The sequence below is a fragment of the Pseudogracilibacillus sp. ICA-222130 genome, assembly GCF_037892545.1.
Classification (GTDB): domain Bacteria; phylum Bacillota; class Bacilli; order Bacillales; family Amphibacillaceae; genus Pseudogracilibacillus.
The window spans coordinates 65,011-82,971 of the sequence record NZ_JBBKBG010000005.1; the positions used below are offsets into that span (position 1 = coordinate 65,011).

Consider the following 17,961-nt stretch of genomic DNA (forward strand, 5'->3'; position numbering starts at 1 on the left):
ATCAGTATGAAAGTTGAAATATTGTTTTCACTCCTTTTATTGTCCCCCACTATTTTTAAAGAAAAGGATCGTGTTCTATACATGGAAGAAATTCAAATTGATTCACCATTTATTACATTGAGCCAATTCCTTAAATATACAAATATTTTTGAATCAGGTGGCTTTATTAAAATGTATATTCAAAACGAAGGTGTTTATGTCAATGACGACTTAGAATTTCGTCGTGGAAAAAAACTATATGACGGAGATATCATTCGTTTAATGAGTGGAGAAACATTTATCGTAAAATCTACTACAGTACAATAAATGAGGAATACGTATGTTTATAAAACAATTACAATTGAAAAATTATCGAAATTACAACTCACTAGACGTAACATTCGATAATAAAGTCAATGTCATCATTGGTGAAAATGCCCAAGGAAAAACGAATTTATTAGAATCGATTTATATATTAGCTTTTACAAAATCATACAGAACGACAAATGATAAGGAATTAATCTTTTGGAATGAGGAATTTGCCAAAATAACAGGAACGATTGAAAAAAATAATGCCCAACAAATTCCACTTGAGTTAATTTTTCATAAAGATGGTAAAAAAGCAAAAGTAAATCGATTAGAACAAGAACGATTAAGTGAATATATTGGTAATTTAAATGTCGTCATGTTCGCACCAGAAGATTTATCTTTAGTAAAAGGATCCCCTCAAGTGCGCAGGCGCTTTATTGATATGGAATTAGGTCAAATTGAACCTGTATATATTTATCATTTAGGGCAATATCAGCGCATATTAAAACAACGGAACCATATGCTAAAACAGTTACAAATGGAACGCGATCCTGATACGACATTTTTATCTATTTTAACCGAACAATTAATTTCACATGCAGCGATTATATTAAAGAAAAGATTTCATTTTTTACAAAGTTTACGAAAATGGGCTATCCCGATTCATTATCAAATAAGTCGTGAACTAGAAGAGTTAGAAATCTCTTATATTTCTTCTGTGGAAGTATTGGAAGAAGATGAGGAGGAAACGATAGAAAACAAATGCCGGGATGCATTTGAAAAAGTGATGAAAAATGAAATCCGCCGTGGTACAACGCTCGTCGGTCCACATCGCGATGATTTGATGTTTTCTATCAATGAAAAAGATGTGAAATTATTTGGTTCCCAAGGTCAACAACGAACGACCGCATTATCTTTAAAATTAGCAGAAATAGATTTAATTTATGAGCATATGGGCGAATATCCAATTTTATTATTGGATGATGTGTTAAGTGAATTAGATGACTTTAGGCAGTCACATTTATTAAGTACGATTCAAGGAAAAGTACAAACATTCGTTTCTACAACGACTGTCGATGGAATTTTTCATGATACATTAAAAAAAGCCTCCATTTATGAGATTGAACAAGGAACATTAACCCCTTTAACGAATGTAAAGGAATGATGATACGATGTTTATTTATATTGGAAATGAACTAGTTGTAGAGTCCAATCGAATAATCGCGATTTTAGATTATGCATTAACGGAATCTTCGAGGCGATTGAATGAAGTCATTGATAAACATGTGCAACTCGAAAAAGTTTATGGTTCAGAAACGGATGCAAAGGCCATAATAATTACGATGGATGCAATTTATTATAGCCCCTTTTCAACGATTACATTAAAAAATCGTGATGAGATATATGAAACATTTTAAGAAGCTTTATTTTTAACTATGAAATGTAGGTGATTTTTTTGGAAGAAAATTTAATCAATGAACAATCGTATGATGCAGACCAAATACAAGTATTAGAAGGACTAGAAGCAGTAAGAAAACGTCCAAGTATGTATATTGGTTCAACGAATGAAAAAGGATTACACCATCTTGTATGGGAAATTACAGATAACAGTATTGATGAGGCATTAGCTGGGTATTGTGACCAGATTGATGTCATTATCGAGGAAGATAATAGTATTATAGTCCAAGATGATGGACGTGGAATTCCGGTAGATATTCATGAAGATTCAGGAAAACCTGCTGTAGAGCTTATTTTAACGGTATTACATGCTGGAGGTAAGTTCGGTGGTGGCGGATATAAAGTATCTGGTGGATTACACGGAGTTGGTGCCGCGGTCGTAAATGCTTTATCGACATTTTTAGAAGTGTATGTACACCGTGATGGAAAAATCCATTTCTTACGTTTTGAACGTGGAGAAGCAATCGGACAAATTAAGACGATTGGTGAGACAGATCATACAGGAACAACGATAAAATTCAAACCAGATCCGGAAATTTTCACTGATACGACAGTATATGATTATGCGGTATTAAAAAATCGTTTACGTGAATTAGCTTTCTTAAATCGCGGAATTACGATTACACTGGAAGATAAACGTGAAGAAACGAAAAATGAACGTGAATCTTTTTATTATGAAGGTGGAATTAGATCGTACGTTGAATTTATGAACCGTACGAAGGAAGTATTACATGAACCGATTTATGCGGAAGGAGAACAAAATGATATTTCTGTAGAAGTAGCGCTTCAGTATAATGATGGTTATAATACGAATTTATTTTCTTTTGCGAACAATATTCATACACATGAAGGTGGAACACATGAGGCTGGATTTAGAACCGCTCTAACACGTGTCATCAATGATTATGCTCGTAAAAGTAAATTGTTTAAAGAAGATGATGAAAACTTAAGTGGTGAAGATGTGCGTGAAGGAATGACGGCTATCGTTTCTATCAAACATACGGACCCACAATTCGAAGGTCAAACGAAGACGAAATTAGGAAATAATGATGCTCGTACTGTAACAGATGCTGTATTCAGTGAAGCATTTTCTAAATTCCTTTTTGAAAATCCATCGATTGCAAAAATTATCGTTGAAAAAGGAATGATGGCTTCACGTGCACGTTTAGCAGCAAGGAAAGCACGTGAATTAACACGTCGCAAAAGCGGTTTAGAAGTTTCCAACTTACCTGGTAAATTAGCGGATTGTTCTTCTAAAAATGCTGAAATTAGTGAACTGTTTATCGTGGAGGGGGATTCGGCAGGTGGATCGGCAAAATCTGGCCGTGATCGACACTTCCAGGCAATTTTACCGTTACGTGGTAAAATTTTAAACGTTGAAAAAGCACGTTTAGATCGTATTTTGTCCAATAATGAAGTACGTACGATGATTACCGCATTAGGTACAGGGATTGGAGAAGAGTTTGATATTACGAAAGCACGTTACCATAAAGTTATTATTATGACGGATGCGGACGTAGATGGTGCACATATTCGAACATTATTATTAACGTTCTTCTATCGTTATATGAGACCTTTAGTAGAACATGGCTATGTTTATATTGCACAACCTCCTTTATATCAAATTAAACAAGGAAAATCGTTAAATTATGTATATAGTGATCGTCAATTAGAAGAGAAATTAGCGAGTTTACCTGCAACACCGAAACCGTCCATTCAACGTTATAAAGGTTTAGGGGAAATGAATGCAGACCAATTATGGGAAACGACGATGGATCCTGAATCACGTACATTGTTGCAAGTGAAATTAAAAGATGCAATTGACGCAGATGAAATTTTTAATGTTTTAATGGGTGATAAAGTAGAACCACGTCGAGATTTCATTGAAGAAAATGCACAGTATGCGAATTTAGATATTTAATTTGATGAACTGTAAATAATGTCTGAAATGATGTGAAAATAAGGATGTTGCAAAGGAAATACATGTTTCATGAACAACATTTTTATCACAATGTTTAGAGACACAGGATTTTGAATGCATGTAGGAGGTTTTGATGAAGTGGAATCACAACAATCAAATATTGAACAAATTAATATAAGCGAAGAAATGCGAACATCCTTTTTGGATTATGCGATGAGTGTTATTGTCTCGCGTGCCCTTCCAGATGTTCGTGATGGATTAAAGCCAGTTCACCGTCGTATTTTATATGCGATGAATGAATCTGGAATGCATGCAGATAAAGCATATAAAAAATCTGCACGTATCGTTGGGGATGTTATGGGGAAATACCACCCACACGGTGACTCCTCTATCTATGAAGCAATGGTACGTATGGCACAAGATTTTAGTCATCGTTATTTATTAGTCGATGGACATGGGAACTTCGGTTCTGTAGATGGTGACTCTGCTGCTGCGATGCGTTATACAGAGGCAAGAATGTCTAAATTAGCGATGGAATTATTACGAGATATTCAAAAAGATACGATTGATTATCAAGATAACTATGATGGATCTGAAAAAGAACCGGTGTTTTTACCTGCACGTTTTCCAAATTTATTAGTAAATGGTTCATCAGGTATTGCGGTAGGAATGGCGACGAATATTCCCCCACATAATTTAGGAGAAACGATCGATGCCGTTTTAGCATTAAGTAAAAATCCTGATATTACAATCGATGAATTGATGGAAGAATATATTCCTGGTCCAGACTTCCCTACTGCGGGAATTATTATGGGAAGAAGCGGTATTCGTCGAGCTTATGAAACTGGCCGTGGCTCGATTACGCTACGTGCCAAAATTGATGTCGAAGAAAATAAAAATGGAACGACAACATTAATCGTGACAGAACTTCCATATCAAGTAAACAAGGCAAAATTAATCGAAAAAATTGCGGAACTTGTTCGTGATAAAAAAATCGACGGTATTACGGAATTAAATGATGAATCAGATCGAAATGGGATGAGAATTGTTATTCGTTTACGTCGAGATGTAAATGCGAATGTTATTTTAAATAATTTATATAAATATACGGCCCTACAAACAACATTCGGAATCAATATGTTAGCACTAGTAAATGGTACACCGAAAGTATTGACGATCAAAGAATGTTTAGAGCATTATTTAGAACATCAAATGAACATTATTACACGTCGTACACAATTCGATTTGAAAAAAGCAGAAGCACGTGCACATATTTTAGAAGGATTACGAATTGCGTTAGATCATTTAGACGAAGTGATTACACTCATTCGTAATTCAAAAACAGCGGATATTGCACGTACAGGATTAATCGAACGATTTAAGTTATCTGAAAAACAAGCACAAGCAATTTTAGATATGCGTTTACAACGTTTAACAGGTTTAGAACGTGAAAAAATCGAAGAAGAATATGCGGAAATCTTAAAGTTAATCGAAGAATTAAAAGCAATTTTAGCGGATGAAGAAAAAGTGTTAGAAATAATCCGTGAAGAATTAATGGAAATTAAAGAGAAATTTAAGGATGATCGCCGTACTGAAATAACAGTCGGTGGCGCAGATTTCTTTGAAGATGAAGACTTAATTCCTGAAGAAAATATTATTATTACATTAACACATAAAAACTATATTAAACGTCTCCCTACTTCGACATATCGTACACAAAATCGTGGTGGACGTGGTGTACAAGGAATGGGAACGAATGATGATGACTTTGTCGAACATTTAGTTACAACATCTACACATGATACGGTTCTATTCTTTACGAATAAAGGGAAAGTATACCGTCTAAAAGGATACGAAATCCCTGAGTTCAATAGAACCGCAAAAGGAATTCCGATAATTAACTTATTACAAATCGAACAAGATGAATATATAAATACAGTCATTACAGTAAAAGACTTTGAAGAAGAAGGATATTTATTCTTTACGACAAAAACAGGTATTTCAAAACGTGTCCCATTACAAAACTTCGCAAATATTCGTCGTGGTGGATTAATTGCTATCACTTTAAAAGATGAAGATGAATTAATATCGGTACGTTCGACAGATGGAACAAGAGATGTCATTATCGCAACGAAAAACGGTTATATTATTCGTTTCGACGAAAATGTTGTCCGTTCGATGGGAAGAGTTGCCGCAGGTGTTAGAGGGATTTTCTTACGTGGAGATGATGAAGTTGTTTCCATGGAAATCGTTGAAAAAGACGGTTATATTTTACATGTGACGAGTAAAGGGATTGGTAAACGAACAATCGAATCTGAATACCGTAAAACGAATCGTGGAGGAAAAGGCTATTATGTTTGTCGCTTAACAGAAGATACTGGCCATGTTGTAAAAGTGAAAGTTGTCCACGGTGATGAAGATTTAATGGTTATGACGGTTGATGGTGTCTTAATTCGTATTCCTGTAGAAGGGATCCCTGTAACAGGTCGTAATACACAAGGCGTTCGCCTCATCCGTGTTCAAGACGGTGAAGAAGTAGCAACTGTTGCCAAAATTGATGAAGAAGAAATCGAGGATGAAGAAAGTCTAGAAGCTTTAGAAACACCGGAAACTTCAGGAGCAACAGATGAATCATTAGATGATCAAACAGAATAATATGATGTAATAAAATTTTTGAAAAGAAAAAGAGCTAATTTTAATGTAGTTCTTTTTCTTTTATGGAAAGATAAGGAAATGAAAAATACTATTTTTATTTCGTTATGAAAACTTAACGAAAAATCGACAGTATCTTCTTTATCTTTATGAAAAAATGAGTTATGATTTTAATTAACAATTCAAGCAAAAGCAACAACTAGAGGAGGAAATTTAATAATGGGTAAATTTGCAAAGGAAGGTTTAACCTTTGATGATGTTTTATTAGTTCCAGCAAAATCGGAAGTATTACCGAGAGAAGTAGATATATCGGTTGAGTTATCCCCTACTTTAAAATTAAAATCACCGTTAATTAGTGCAGGAATGGATACAGTAACAGAGGCAGATATGGCAGTTTCGATGGCACGTCAAGGTGGATTTGGTGTCATTCATAAAAACATGTCGATTGAAGAACAAGCGGAACAAGTAGACCGTGTAAAGCGATCTGAAAGTGGTGTGATAACAAACCCATTCTTTTTAACACCTGAACATCAAGTTTATGATGCAGAACATTTAATGGGAAAATATAAAATTTCTGGCGTACCTATCGTTAATAACGTCGAAGAGCAAAAATTAGTCGGTATTTTAACGAACCGTGATTTACGCTTTATTGAAGACTATTCAATTGTTATTAAAGATGTCATGACGAGCGAAGATTTAATTACAAGCTCAGTAGGTACAACACTTGATGAAGCACAAAAAATCTTACAAAAACATAAAATCGAAAAATTACCTCTCGTAGATGATAATAACGTTTTACGAGGATTAATAACGATTAAAGATATTGAAAAAGTAGCAGAGTATCCTCATTCTGCTAAAGATGAACATGGTCGCTTAATTGTTGGAGCAGCTGTAGGTGTCACAACTGATACGATGACTCGTGTGGAGAAATTAGTAGAAGCACATGTTGATGTTATTGTAATCGACACAGCACATGGGCACTCTCAAGGTGTGCTTGACCAAGTTCGTAAAGTACGCGAAACTTACCCAGATTTAAATATTATTGCTGGTAATGTTGCAACAGCAGAAGCAACGAGAGACTTAATTGAAGCAGGAGCAAATATTGTAAAAGTTGGTATTGGACCTGGTTCGATTTGTACGACACGTGTAATTGCTGGAATTGGAGTACCACAAATTACAGCTGTACATGACTGTGCGATGGAAGCGAAAAAACATGGTGTGCCTGTAATCGCAGATGGTGGAATTAAATATTCAGGAGACATTGTAAAAGCAATCGCAGCAGGTGCAGGTGCAGTAATGTTAGGTAGTATGTTTGCTGGAGTTTCTGAAAGCCCGGGAGAAATGGAAATTTACCAAGGAAGACAATATAAAGTTTACCGTGGTATGGGATCATTAGCTTCGATGAAAGCTGGATCAAAGGACCGTTACTTCCAAGCAGAAAACGATGTGAAAAAACTTGTTCCAGAAGGTATCGAAGGACGAGTTGCTTATAAAGGATCTTTAGCAGATACGATGGATCAACTAGTTGGTGGTTTACGTGCTGGTATGGGTTATTGCGGATCAAAAGATTTACAAGCATTACGAGAAGAATCACAGTTTATCCGTATCACAAATGCTGGGTTAAGAGAAAGCCATCCACATGAGGTCCAAATTACGAAGGAAGCACCAAACTATTCAATTAATTAATGTAGATAGGTGATGGAGGTAAAGTAGTGAGTAAGATGTATAAAAGAACCGTATTATTTTCTCTTATTGTATTTGCAATGATATTATCTATTGTTGCACCAAATACGATAGAGGCAAAAAGTATGAAAACAAAGGCAGAATCTGCCATTATTGTAGATGTGGAAACAGGTAAAATATTGTATGCTAAAAATGAAAATGAAGCATTACCTCCAGCAAGTATGACAAAAATGATGACTGAGTATATCGTGTTAGATAAGATTAACTCAGGAGAACTTAATTGGGACGATAAAACACAGATTAGTGATTATGCATATGAAATTTCTGCTAATAATAACTTCTCTGGTGTTGGATTAACCCAAGATAAAGATTACACAGTAAAAGAATTATACGAAGCAATGGCTATTTATTCGGATAATGCGACATCGATTGCATTAGCTGAATTAATTAGTGGAACAGAAGGTAAATTTGTAGAACTGATGAATGAAACAGGTGAAAAATTAGGTTTAACTGATTTTAAATTCGTTAACTCTAATGGATTAGATAATAAATTATTAGATGGAAAACATCCAGAAGGAACGAAGGCAGATGACACAAACCTTTTATCAGCGAAGTCTGCTGCATTATTAGCCTACCATTTAGTATCCGATTATCCGGAAGTATTAGAAACGACAAGTGTAACGAATACAACATTCGATGGATTAGAAATTACAAATTACAACTGGATGTTGCCACATGACTCACAAAACTTAAAACAATTCTATTATGAAGGTGTAGATGGTTTAAAAACAGGTCATACAGATTTAGCTGGATATGCATTTACTTCTACCGCTGAAAAAGATGGACAACGTTTAATTACGGTTGTAATGAGAACGAAAAGTGTCGAAGAAAGATTTAAAGAAACAGCTAAATTATTAGATTTTGGTTTCAAAGAATTCGGTGAAGCAGAGTTATTCCCAGCTGGGTACCAATTAGAAACAGAAAAAACATTAGATGTTTCGAAAGGAAAAGAAGATAAAGTAGGCATTGAAATTGCTGAAAAAATCTCTGCGCCAATTCAAAAAGGAACTGAGGGAGATTATAACGTTTCCTATGAAATAGATGAATCATTATTGAACAAAGATGGACAATTAGAAGCACCAATTAAAAAAGGCGATAAAGTTGGAGTAGCTAAATTAATATATGAAGGTGAAAATGATCCTGGTTATATTAACGAAGACAAAACATTTACAGTAGATATCGTTGCAACAGAAGATGTAGAAAAGAAAAATTGGTTTAGTTTATTAATGAGTGGTATTGGCTCATTTTTTGCAAGTCTCTTTACAAAAATAACAGATTTATTCTAACTAGGGGGATAACGAAGTGATTAATTTTAAACGAGGCGGCGTCATTATGGACGTCGTAAATGAAGAACAAGCGAAAATTGCTGAAGCGGCAGGTGCTGTAGCAGTCATGGCATTAGAAAGAGTACCTTCTGATATTCGTAAAGAAGGTGGAGTTGCTAGAATGGCAGATCCAACTATTACAGAGGAAGTTATGAATGCTGTTTCTATTCCAGTAATGGCAAAAGGCCGTATCGGGCACATTATCGAAGCACGAGTATTAGAATCAATGGGTATCGATTGTATTGATGAAAGTGAAGTATTAACACCGGCAGATGAAGTATTTCATATTAAAAAATCAGATTTCTCTGTTCCATTTGTATGTGGATGTCGTAACATCGGTGAAGCTGCTCGTCGAATCGGGGAAGGAGCGCAAATGTTACGTACAAAGGGAGAACCTGGAACTGGAAACATTGTCGAAGCGGTTCGTCATTTACGTCAAGTAAATGCAGATATTCAACGTTTAGTATCGATGAGTGCAGATGAAGTAATGGTATTTGCACGTGACAATCAAGCACCATATGATGTTTTAATGGATATTCGTGACAAAGGTCGTTTACCAGTGATCAACTATGCTGCAGGTGGGGTAGCAACTCCAGCAGATGCGGCATTAATGATGGAATTAGGCGCGGACGGAGTTTTTGTTGGTTCAGGAATTTTCAAATCGGACAACCCTGAAAAATTTGCTCGTGCTATTGTTCAGGCGACAGAAAACTATACAGATTATAAATTAATCGCGGAGTTATCAAAAGATTTAGGAACTGCCATGAAAGGAATTGAAATGAGTACATTAACTGGTTTCGATCGTATGGCAGATCGTAGTGAATAATTCGTACTTGATTTTTACCGTTTGAAACGGTAATCTATAGGTAATATATAAATGTAATGATAGGAAATAGTAATAGTGATGTTTTCTTTAGAGAGTCGATGGTTGGTGTAAATCGATGAAAAATAGCTATGAATCCATCCTTAAACAGACTTATGAGGAATAAGTTCGGTACTTGGCCGTTATCCATTTAAGCTGGAAGATAGATGATATATCTTCAATTTGGGTGGCAACGCGGGAAAAAATACTCTCGTCCCTATTCTTATTAGGGATGGGAGTTTTTTATGGATAAAAGGAGGAAATGGTATGTTAGATATAAGGTTTTTACGCCAAAACTTTGATGAAATTGTACAAAAGTTAGAAAAACGAGGTGAAGACTTATCAGAATTAACACATTTTGGTGAGCTAGATCGTCGACGTCGTGAAGTCATTGCAGAAGTAGAGCAATTAAAAGCAAAAAGAAATGAAGTATCTAAACAAATTTCTACGATGAAACGGGAAAAACAAGATGCATCAGCAGTCATTGAAGAAATGCAACAAGTTGGAAAAGATATTAAAGCACTGGATACAGAATTAAATGAAATAGAAGAAAAACTACAAGCTATTATGTTGGCTATTCCGAATATTCCACATCACTCCGTACCAGTTGGTGAAGATGAAGAAGATAATGTGATGGTTCGCACTTGGGGAGAAATTCCTTCATTTGCATTTGAACCGCAAGCACATTGGGATATTGGAACCAATTTAGGCATTGTGGATTTTGAACGTGCAGCAAAAGTAGCTGGAAGCCGCTTCGTTTTCTATAAAGGGTTAGGGGCTCGATTAGAACGTGCATTAATTAGCTTTATGATGGATTTACATGCCGATGAACATGGATATGAAGAAATGTTACCGCCATATTTAGTAAACCGTACGAGTATGACAGGAACAGGTCAATTACCTAAATTTGAAGAAGATGCATTTTTAATTGAAGAAGAAGATTATTTCCTCATTCCTACTGCAGAAGTACCTGTAACAAATTTTCATCGGGATGAAATTTTAGTAGAGGAAAATTTACCAACAAAATATGTCGCATATAGTGCATGTTTCCGTTCGGAAGCTGGTTCTGCTGGGCGCGATACACGTGGTTTAATTCGTCAGCACCAGTTCAATAAAGTAGAATTAGTACAGTTTGTTAAACCAGAGGATTCTTATGAAGCATTAGAAGAGTTAACTGGACAAGCTGAAAAAGTGTTACAATTATTAGGATTACCTTATCGTGTGATGAGCATGTGTACAGGTGATTTAGGGTTTACCGCAGCAAAGAAATATGATATTGAAGTTTGGATTCCAGCTCAAAATACGTATCGAGAAATTTCTTCTTGCTCAAACTTTGAATCATTCCAAGCTCGTCGTGCAGGTATTCGTTTCCGTAATAAGGAAGGAAAATTAGAATATGTGCATACATTAAATGGATCTGGTTTAGCAATAGGCCGTACAGTAACAGCAATCATCGAAAATTACCAACAAGCTGATGGATCGGTCGTAGTTCCGGATGTATTACGTCCATATATGGGTGGCGTAGAGGTAATTAAATAAAGGAAAATAAATGACAAGTAGTTGTACGACACTACTTGTCATTTTATTATGCATTTGAAAATTCTTTGCTATGCCAGAGGTTCCAGATAGCTTTTTGCGTGGTATAAAAAATGCCACTTATCATGATAAGATAATTGCAAGAATCCAACTCGAAGTTGCAAGAATGCAACCCGAAGTTGCAAGAATCCAACTCGAAGTTGCAAGAATCCAACTCGAAGTTGCAAGAATCCGACTCGAGGTTGCAAGAATCCAACTCGAAGTTGCAAGAATACGACTCAAAGTTGCAAGAATACGACTCAAAGTTGCAAGAATACGACTCAAAGTTGCAAGAATGCAACTCAAAGTTGCAAGAATCCAACTGATAAGTTATTTCCTCACCAAATGTCCCTGTAGGTACTCCGCGAATTATAAAGGTGTCTATTGTTGGAGCGAGTCCCCTAACTGGATAATTTTCTTCTAATTGTTAAAAACTGTACGTGATGACATATCATTAGAAAAAGATGTCAATAGATGAAAATAGCCCAAATGATTGAAATCTCTTCAACCATTTGGGCCTATTATTATCGCTTATCTTCCTTATCGTCTTCATTTATATTACGAACGATGTCATTGATTAAGTCTTCCTTCATTTCGTCATATAAATTATCTTTCATTTCCTCATATGCCTTATCTTTTAATTCTTCGAAAATGTCATCTTTTACTTCTTCATATGCTTTATCTTTCAATTCCTCGAAGATATCATCTTTTACTTCGTGATATGCTTTATTTTTCAGTTCCTCGAAAATATCATCTTTCACTTCATCATATGCTTCATCTTTAAATTTCTCATATACATCGTCTTTTACTTCGTCATATGCTTCATCTTTAAATTTCTCATATACATCGTCTTTTACTTCATCATATGCTTTATCTTTTAATTCTTCGTATACATCGTCTTTTACTTCCTCATACGCTTTATCTTTTATTTCCTCGTATACATCGTCTTTTACCTCATCATATGCCTCATCTTTAAATTTATCGTACACATCATCTTTCACTTCATCATATGCTTCATCTTTAAATTTATCGTATACATCATCTTTTACTTCTTCATATGCCTTATCTTTCACTTCGTCATAAATATCGTCTTTCACTTCATCATATGCTTCATCTTTAAATTTATCGTATACTTCGTCTTTTACTTCGTCATACCATTCTTCTTTTGCTGTTGTAACAAATTGTTCTTTCATTTCATCTGTTACCTTTGCCATTTGTTCCTCTGAAGGAGTTTCTAATGCATCTAACGCATCTTCTTTTATTTCTTCAAGAAATTCATCACGAAATTCTTCTTTTACTTCTTCACGATCTGCATTGGTTTGTAGTCGTTTTTGCAATGAATAATCTCGTTTGAACATAATGAAAATACTAACGATTAAAAAGATCATGACGATCGCAAATGGCAATGCAGCAATGAGTGAAGCGGTTTGTAATGCATCTAATCCGCCACCACCACTGACGAGTAAAATACTAGCTGTTCCTGCAATTAATAATCCCCAAATGACTTTTATTTTCATTGGTGGCGTAAGGGAACCTTTTGATGTCATGGAACTTAATACATATGTTGCAGAGTCTGCAGATGTGATAAAGAAGATAAAGATTAAAATAATTCCGATTGTACTAGTAATTAGTCCAAACGGTAAATGTTCTAACATCGCAAATAATGCTAATTCAACGTTTTCATCGACAATGGTCGCTAATCCACCCGCACCATTGATTTCAATATTTAATGCTGTTCCACCGAATACACTAAACCATAGGATAGCAATCACAGTTGGAACGAGTAATACTCCAGAGATAAATTGACGTACGGTACGTCCTTTTGAAATACGCGCGATGAATAATCCCATAAATGGTGCCCATGAAATATGCCATGCCCAGAAGAAAATGGTGTTTTTCCCCAGCCAATCACTTTCAGAAAATGGTGTTAATGTTAAAGCCATTGGAACCACATTTGAAATATATCCACCTAATGTCGTTACAAAACTTTCTGCAATAAATAATGTTGGACCAAAGATAATGATAAATACCATTAAAATTCCAGCAACCACGATATTCGTATTACTTAAAATTTTAATCCCTTTATCAAGTCCAGATGCAGCAGAAATCATAAAACAAACCGTTACAATTGCAATAATAATTAATTGGACGGAAGTCGTATTTGGTATAGGTGTTAAATAAGATAATCCACCTGTCATTTGCATTGCACTAAGACCGAATGTTGTTGCGACACCAGTACAAGTAGCAAGTACTGCTAAAGTATCAATTGTTTTTCCGACTTTACCATCTGTTTTATTTCCTAAGAAAGGATAAAAGGCGGAACTAATTAATGCTGGTTTCCCCTTTCTGAATTGTACATATGCCAATGTTAAACCAACAATGGAGAAAATTGCCCAAGGGTGAAATGCCCAGTGATATGCTCCATAACGCAGACCAGCTAATGCAGCGTCACGTGTTCCAGGTTCAATTCCTACGGGTGGGTCATTATAATATAGCAGTGGTTCTGCTACCCCGAAAAAGACGAATCCTACCCCAATACCTGCGGCAAACAGCATTCCAATCCATGATAACCAAGAAAATTCTGGTTCATCATCGTCCTTCCCTAATTTAATATTACCGAATGGGCTGATTGCAAGTACAATTACGAATAAAACAAAAAATGCAGTAATCAACATATAAAACCAACCGAAACTTGTAATCATCCATTCTAATGCATCACCAGCTATACTATTTAGAGAACTAGGTGATGCAGCTCCCCAAATTACGAACAATGCGATAATAATTGTAGAAACATAAAAGACTGCTCCTAACTTTTTTTCACTTTTCCTATTATTGTCGTCACTCGACGTACTCATGTAATTCTTCCTTTCATGTTGTTAATATTTTATACTGTACCCACGAATAAAAAAAGTTAAACATTTAAAAAAAGATATATATAACTGTTGACATCCATTTTAAATTCATGTATTATAATAAATGTTGTTATGGAGGAATACCCAAGTCTGGCTGAAGGGATCGGTCTTGAAAACCGACAGGGGTGTCAAAGCCCGCGGGGGTTCGAATCCCTCTTCCTCCTCCATATATTGCATATAAAACCAGTATCGATCATGATACTGGTTTTTTTAATCGAAAAAATTCATTCGGATACGGAGGATTATGATGCTGACATTCCATAAGATAGAAAAGCGTAAGAATGATATGACATTACTCCCTACATTCTCGTGTACGATGGAACAAAGTCAAATTTATGCCATTTATTCAACTGTAAATATACGAGAACAATTATTGCAATTATTACAGATGAACACCTCCCCTTCTTCAGGTGACATTTTCATTGATGGAGCACCACTAACAAAGAAAAACAAACGTCAAATTTATATTCATTTTTTACACGATATGTTATATGATCATTTAACAGTGAAGGAAATGCTACAATTTCTACATCGAATGATAGATACAACAGAACGTATTGATGCATTATTATCTTTCGTATCATTAGAAGAAAAGGCAAATACACGAGTACATCGGTTACAATTTTCAGAACGAAAAAGATTGCAATTCGCTTATTTATTATTACAAGATGCAAAAGTGCTGATGCTGGAAGAGCCAGATCAAAATATTGACCTTGAATCGAAACAAATTTTAATGAAAGTGTTGCAACGTTTAAAAGAACTTGGAAAAACTATCTGTTTGTTGACGACGAATATGGAAAGTGCACTAAATTATGGAGATATCGTTTTTCGAATCGACGATAAAGGATTACATGAAGTGGAAATGAAGCACGAAGAAAAAGAAGCGGAAATAAATAATGAAGCAATTCCCATTACATTAGAAAAAATACCATCGAAAATTGACGACAAAATCATATTATTCGATCCATTTGAAATAGATTATATTGAAAGTAATGACGGTGTGTCACATTTGTATATAAATGGAGATGCTTTTCCTTCTACCTCTACATTAGCAGAGCTAGAAATTAAATTATTCCCGTTCGGTTTTTTCCGTTGTCATCGGTCCTATATTGTCAATTTACAAAAAGTTCGTGAAGTGATTACATGGACGAGAAATAGTTATAGTTTGATCTTAGATGATGAAAAAAAGACAACCATCCCACTTTCAAAGTCCAAAATGGCTACATTGAAAGAAATGTTAGGAATGTAAGTTTGTAATGAAGATATGTCATACGATAGGTCATTCATAGCCATCTCTCCTATATATGAAGGCACCCTTTTACATTGTATTTGCATTATTTCCCAGGAAATAATGCTTTTTTTATGGATCATTTGTCGAAGAAATGGTTTCGTTCATCTTTCTTTATACTCCTTTCATCGAGAATATAATGCGGTATATTCGACTTACATATACATTGGATATAGCAAAGCAACCGAGGAGGAAATATGAATGGGAAATGTGATTGAAATCGAAAACTTAGCAAAAGCTTTTGGAAATGAGCATGCTTTAACGAATGTGAATTTTCATGTGAAAAAAGGAGAAATTTTTGGTTTTTTAGGACCGAGTGGTGCTGGAAAAACAACGACAATCAAAATTTTAACAGGTCAAATGAGTTATACGAGAGGGTCTGTTCAAGTATTTGGCGAAGATGTCATGCAATTAAAGAAGTCCAAAAATAGAAAACGTTTTGGGGTGTTAACAGATAATAGTGGTTTATATGACAAACTATCTGTTGAAGATAATTTATTATTTTATTGTGAGTTATATGATGTTCCGACTAAAAAAGTCGATGAAGTATTAGACGTGGTACAATTGAGAGAAGAGAAAAAGAAACGAGTAGCAAAACTATCAAAAGGAATGCGTCAACGAGTAACATTAGCAAGAACACTTCTACATGAACCAGCATTATTATTTTTGGATGAACCAACATCTGCTTTGGATCCTGTAAATACTCAATTTATTTATAAAGGTTTACGCGAGTTAAATGAGCGTGGAACCACTATCTTTTTAACGACACATAATATGGAAGAAGCTGATTCTTTATGTGACCGAATTGCTTTTTTACATGACGGGGAAATTCAATTACTCGATACACCGGATGCTTTAAAGAAACAATTTGCTAAAGATGAAATGGACATCGAATTAAAAAATGGGAATCGTATCACATTAAGTAAAGGTAAAAAAGATGCACAAATTTTATATAATTATATGAAAAAGGAAGAAATCGTCACGATTCATTCGAATGAGCCAACAATTGGAGATATTTTCGTTTATGTAACTGGGAGGGAATTAGTATGAATATTTCAATGAAACGCGTGAAAGCAATTTTTATGAAAGACTACAAGGAATTTTCACGTAATATGTCTATTTCGATCGTTATATTAATGACCCCATTGCTTTCTTTATTTTATGGAAAAGTAGGAGAAAATACGATTGACAGTTATTATTTCATATTTAATATGACATTCGTAATGGTCGCGACATATGTACAAAGTTGTTTAATTGCCGAAGAAAGGGAAAAAAATACATTACGGGCATTAATACTATCCCCTGCAAATGTTCAAGAGATTTTATTAGGAAAAAGCTTATTTACATTTAGTACTACTTTTTTTACGATGATGGTATGTATCATTTTAATTGATTATCGCCCTGCCAATATATCTATTATTACCGTAGCAATGCTACTTTCAACATTGTTTTATATTGCATTAGGGACATTCATTGGATTATTTGCTAAGTCAGTGATGGAAGCTTCTGTTTATTCTTTCCCTGCAATTGGAATATTCACTGTAGGAACATTCATTCGTTTGTTTTCAGAACAATATCCTATGTTAAAAATAGCCCATTATTTACCGAATATTCAATTGATTGATATTGCGTTAAAGGTAGAAGCTGGTAAAGGCTTTGTTAACGTCTTACCTGAGTTAGGTGTTATTTTACTTTGGTCTATCGTTGCGATGATTGTTACTGTTATTGTATATAAAAAACGAATGGTCGATTAACTTGACAAAATATGAATAAAACCATATATTTTAAATGATATAAATATTCAAAAAAGATGATGAAGAGACGAGTAAAAAGTATATCGACCAAAGAGAGTAAAATTCAAAGGCTGAAAAATTTTGCGGTATAGATATCTTTTGAACCCTACCTTGGAGTCGTTAGTGAAAAACTAACCGCAAAGA

The 17,961-nt window shown here is 34.8% G+C and carries 14 protein-coding genes, 1 tRNA gene and 1 other annotated feature; of the genes, 14 read left to right on the forward strand and 1 reads right to left on the reverse strand.

Annotation, left to right across the window (positions count from 1 at the left end; all coding sequences use genetic code 11):
• Nucleotides 1-81 precede the first annotated feature (81 nt).
• From WKT09_RS04315 to WKT09_RS04360, 10 genes are all read left to right on the forward strand, one after another.
• Entirely contained in the window at nt 82-306 is a 225-nt protein-coding gene (locus WKT09_RS04315) for an RNA-binding S4 domain-containing protein (protein ID WP_340414867.1), read from the forward strand.
• Between the two features lie 13 nt (nt 307-319).
• Nucleotides 320-1,453, forward strand: coding sequence for a DNA replication/repair protein RecF (gene recF, locus WKT09_RS04320; protein WP_340414868.1), 1,134 nt, complete (start codon nt 320-322; stop codon nt 1,451-1,453).
• Nucleotides 1,454-1,460: 7 nt separating this feature from the next.
• Nucleotides 1,461-1,706: an extracellular matrix regulator RemB gene (remB, locus tag WKT09_RS04325; RefSeq protein ID WP_340414869.1), complete on the forward strand. Its 246-nt coding sequence runs from the start codon at nt 1,461-1,463 to the stop codon at nt 1,704-1,706.
• A gap of 38 nt (nt 1,707-1,744) precedes the next feature.
• Nucleotides 1,745-3,667, forward strand: a complete 1,923-nt coding sequence (gyrB, locus tag WKT09_RS04330) for a DNA topoisomerase (ATP-hydrolyzing) subunit B (RefSeq protein ID WP_340414870.1) — start codon at nt 1,745-1,747, stop codon at nt 3,665-3,667.
• 186 nt (nt 3,668-3,853) lie between these two features.
• The gene (gene gyrA, locus WKT09_RS04335) at nt 3,854-6,322 is read left to right on the forward strand and encodes a DNA gyrase subunit A (protein WP_445323978.1); all 2,469 of its coding nucleotides are present in this window, start codon (nt 3,854-3,856) and stop codon (nt 6,320-6,322) included.
• A gap of 216 nt (nt 6,323-6,538) precedes the next feature.
• A complete protein-coding gene (gene guaB, locus WKT09_RS04340) occupies nt 6,539-8,005 on the forward strand; it encodes an IMP dehydrogenase (protein WP_340414872.1) in 1,467 nt (488 codons plus the stop codon).
• Between the two features lie 35 nt (nt 8,006-8,040).
• The gene (locus WKT09_RS04345) at nt 8,041-9,348 is read left to right on the forward strand and encodes a D-alanyl-D-alanine carboxypeptidase family protein (RefSeq protein WP_340414895.1); all 1,308 of its coding nucleotides are present in this window, start codon (nt 8,041-8,043) and stop codon (nt 9,346-9,348) included.
• Between the two features lie 16 nt (nt 9,349-9,364).
• The gene (gene pdxS / locus WKT09_RS04350; RefSeq protein ID WP_340414873.1) at nt 9,365-10,213 is read left to right on the forward strand and encodes a pyridoxal 5'-phosphate synthase lyase subunit PdxS; all 849 of its coding nucleotides are present in this window, start codon (nt 9,365-9,367) and stop codon (nt 10,211-10,213) included.
• Between the two features lie 47 nt (nt 10,214-10,260).
• Nucleotides 10,261-10,471: a binding site (T-box leader), on the forward strand.
• Between the two features lie 45 nt (nt 10,472-10,516).
• Nucleotides 10,517-11,788 (forward strand): serine--tRNA ligase, encoded by a 1,272-nt coding sequence (gene serS, locus WKT09_RS04355; RefSeq protein ID WP_340414874.1) that lies wholly within the window; start codon nt 10,517-10,519, stop codon nt 11,786-11,788.
• A gap of 134 nt (nt 11,789-11,922) precedes the next feature.
• Nucleotides 11,923-12,150: a hypothetical protein gene (locus tag WKT09_RS04360; protein ID WP_340414875.1), complete on the forward strand. Its 228-nt coding sequence runs from the start codon at nt 11,923-11,925 to the stop codon at nt 12,148-12,150.
• A gap of 198 nt (nt 12,151-12,348) precedes the next feature.
• Here the strand turns inward: WKT09_RS04360 and WKT09_RS04365 are convergent, their stop codons facing one another.
• A complete protein-coding gene (locus WKT09_RS04365; protein ID WP_340414876.1) occupies nt 12,349-14,679 on the reverse strand; it encodes a BCCT family transporter in 2,331 nt (776 codons plus the stop codon).
• A 131-nt stretch (nt 14,680-14,810) separates the two neighbouring features.
• On the opposite strand from WKT09_RS04365, the gene WKT09_RS04370 reads away from it, so the two are divergent.
• The 4 genes from WKT09_RS04370 (at nt 14,811) to WKT09_RS04385 (ending at nt 17,778) form a co-directional block, all read left to right on the forward strand.
• A tRNA-Ser gene (locus WKT09_RS04370) sits at nt 14,811-14,903 on the forward strand.
• Nucleotides 14,904-14,983: 80 nt separating this feature from the next.
• Nucleotides 14,984-15,985: a LytTR family transcriptional regulator DNA-binding domain-containing protein gene (locus WKT09_RS04375; RefSeq protein WP_340414877.1), complete on the forward strand. Its 1,002-nt coding sequence runs from the start codon at nt 14,984-14,986 to the stop codon at nt 15,983-15,985.
• 240 nt (nt 15,986-16,225) lie between these two features.
• Nucleotides 16,226-17,074, forward strand: coding sequence for an ABC transporter ATP-binding protein (locus WKT09_RS04380; protein WP_340414878.1), 849 nt, complete (start codon nt 16,226-16,228; stop codon nt 17,072-17,074).
• Nucleotides 17,071-17,778: an ABC transporter permease gene (locus WKT09_RS04385; protein WP_340414879.1), complete on the forward strand. Its 708-nt coding sequence runs from the start codon at nt 17,071-17,073 to the stop codon at nt 17,776-17,778. The genes WKT09_RS04380 and WKT09_RS04385 overlap by 4 nt, the downstream gene beginning before the upstream one ends.
• Nucleotides 17,779-17,961: the final 183 nt, after the last annotated feature.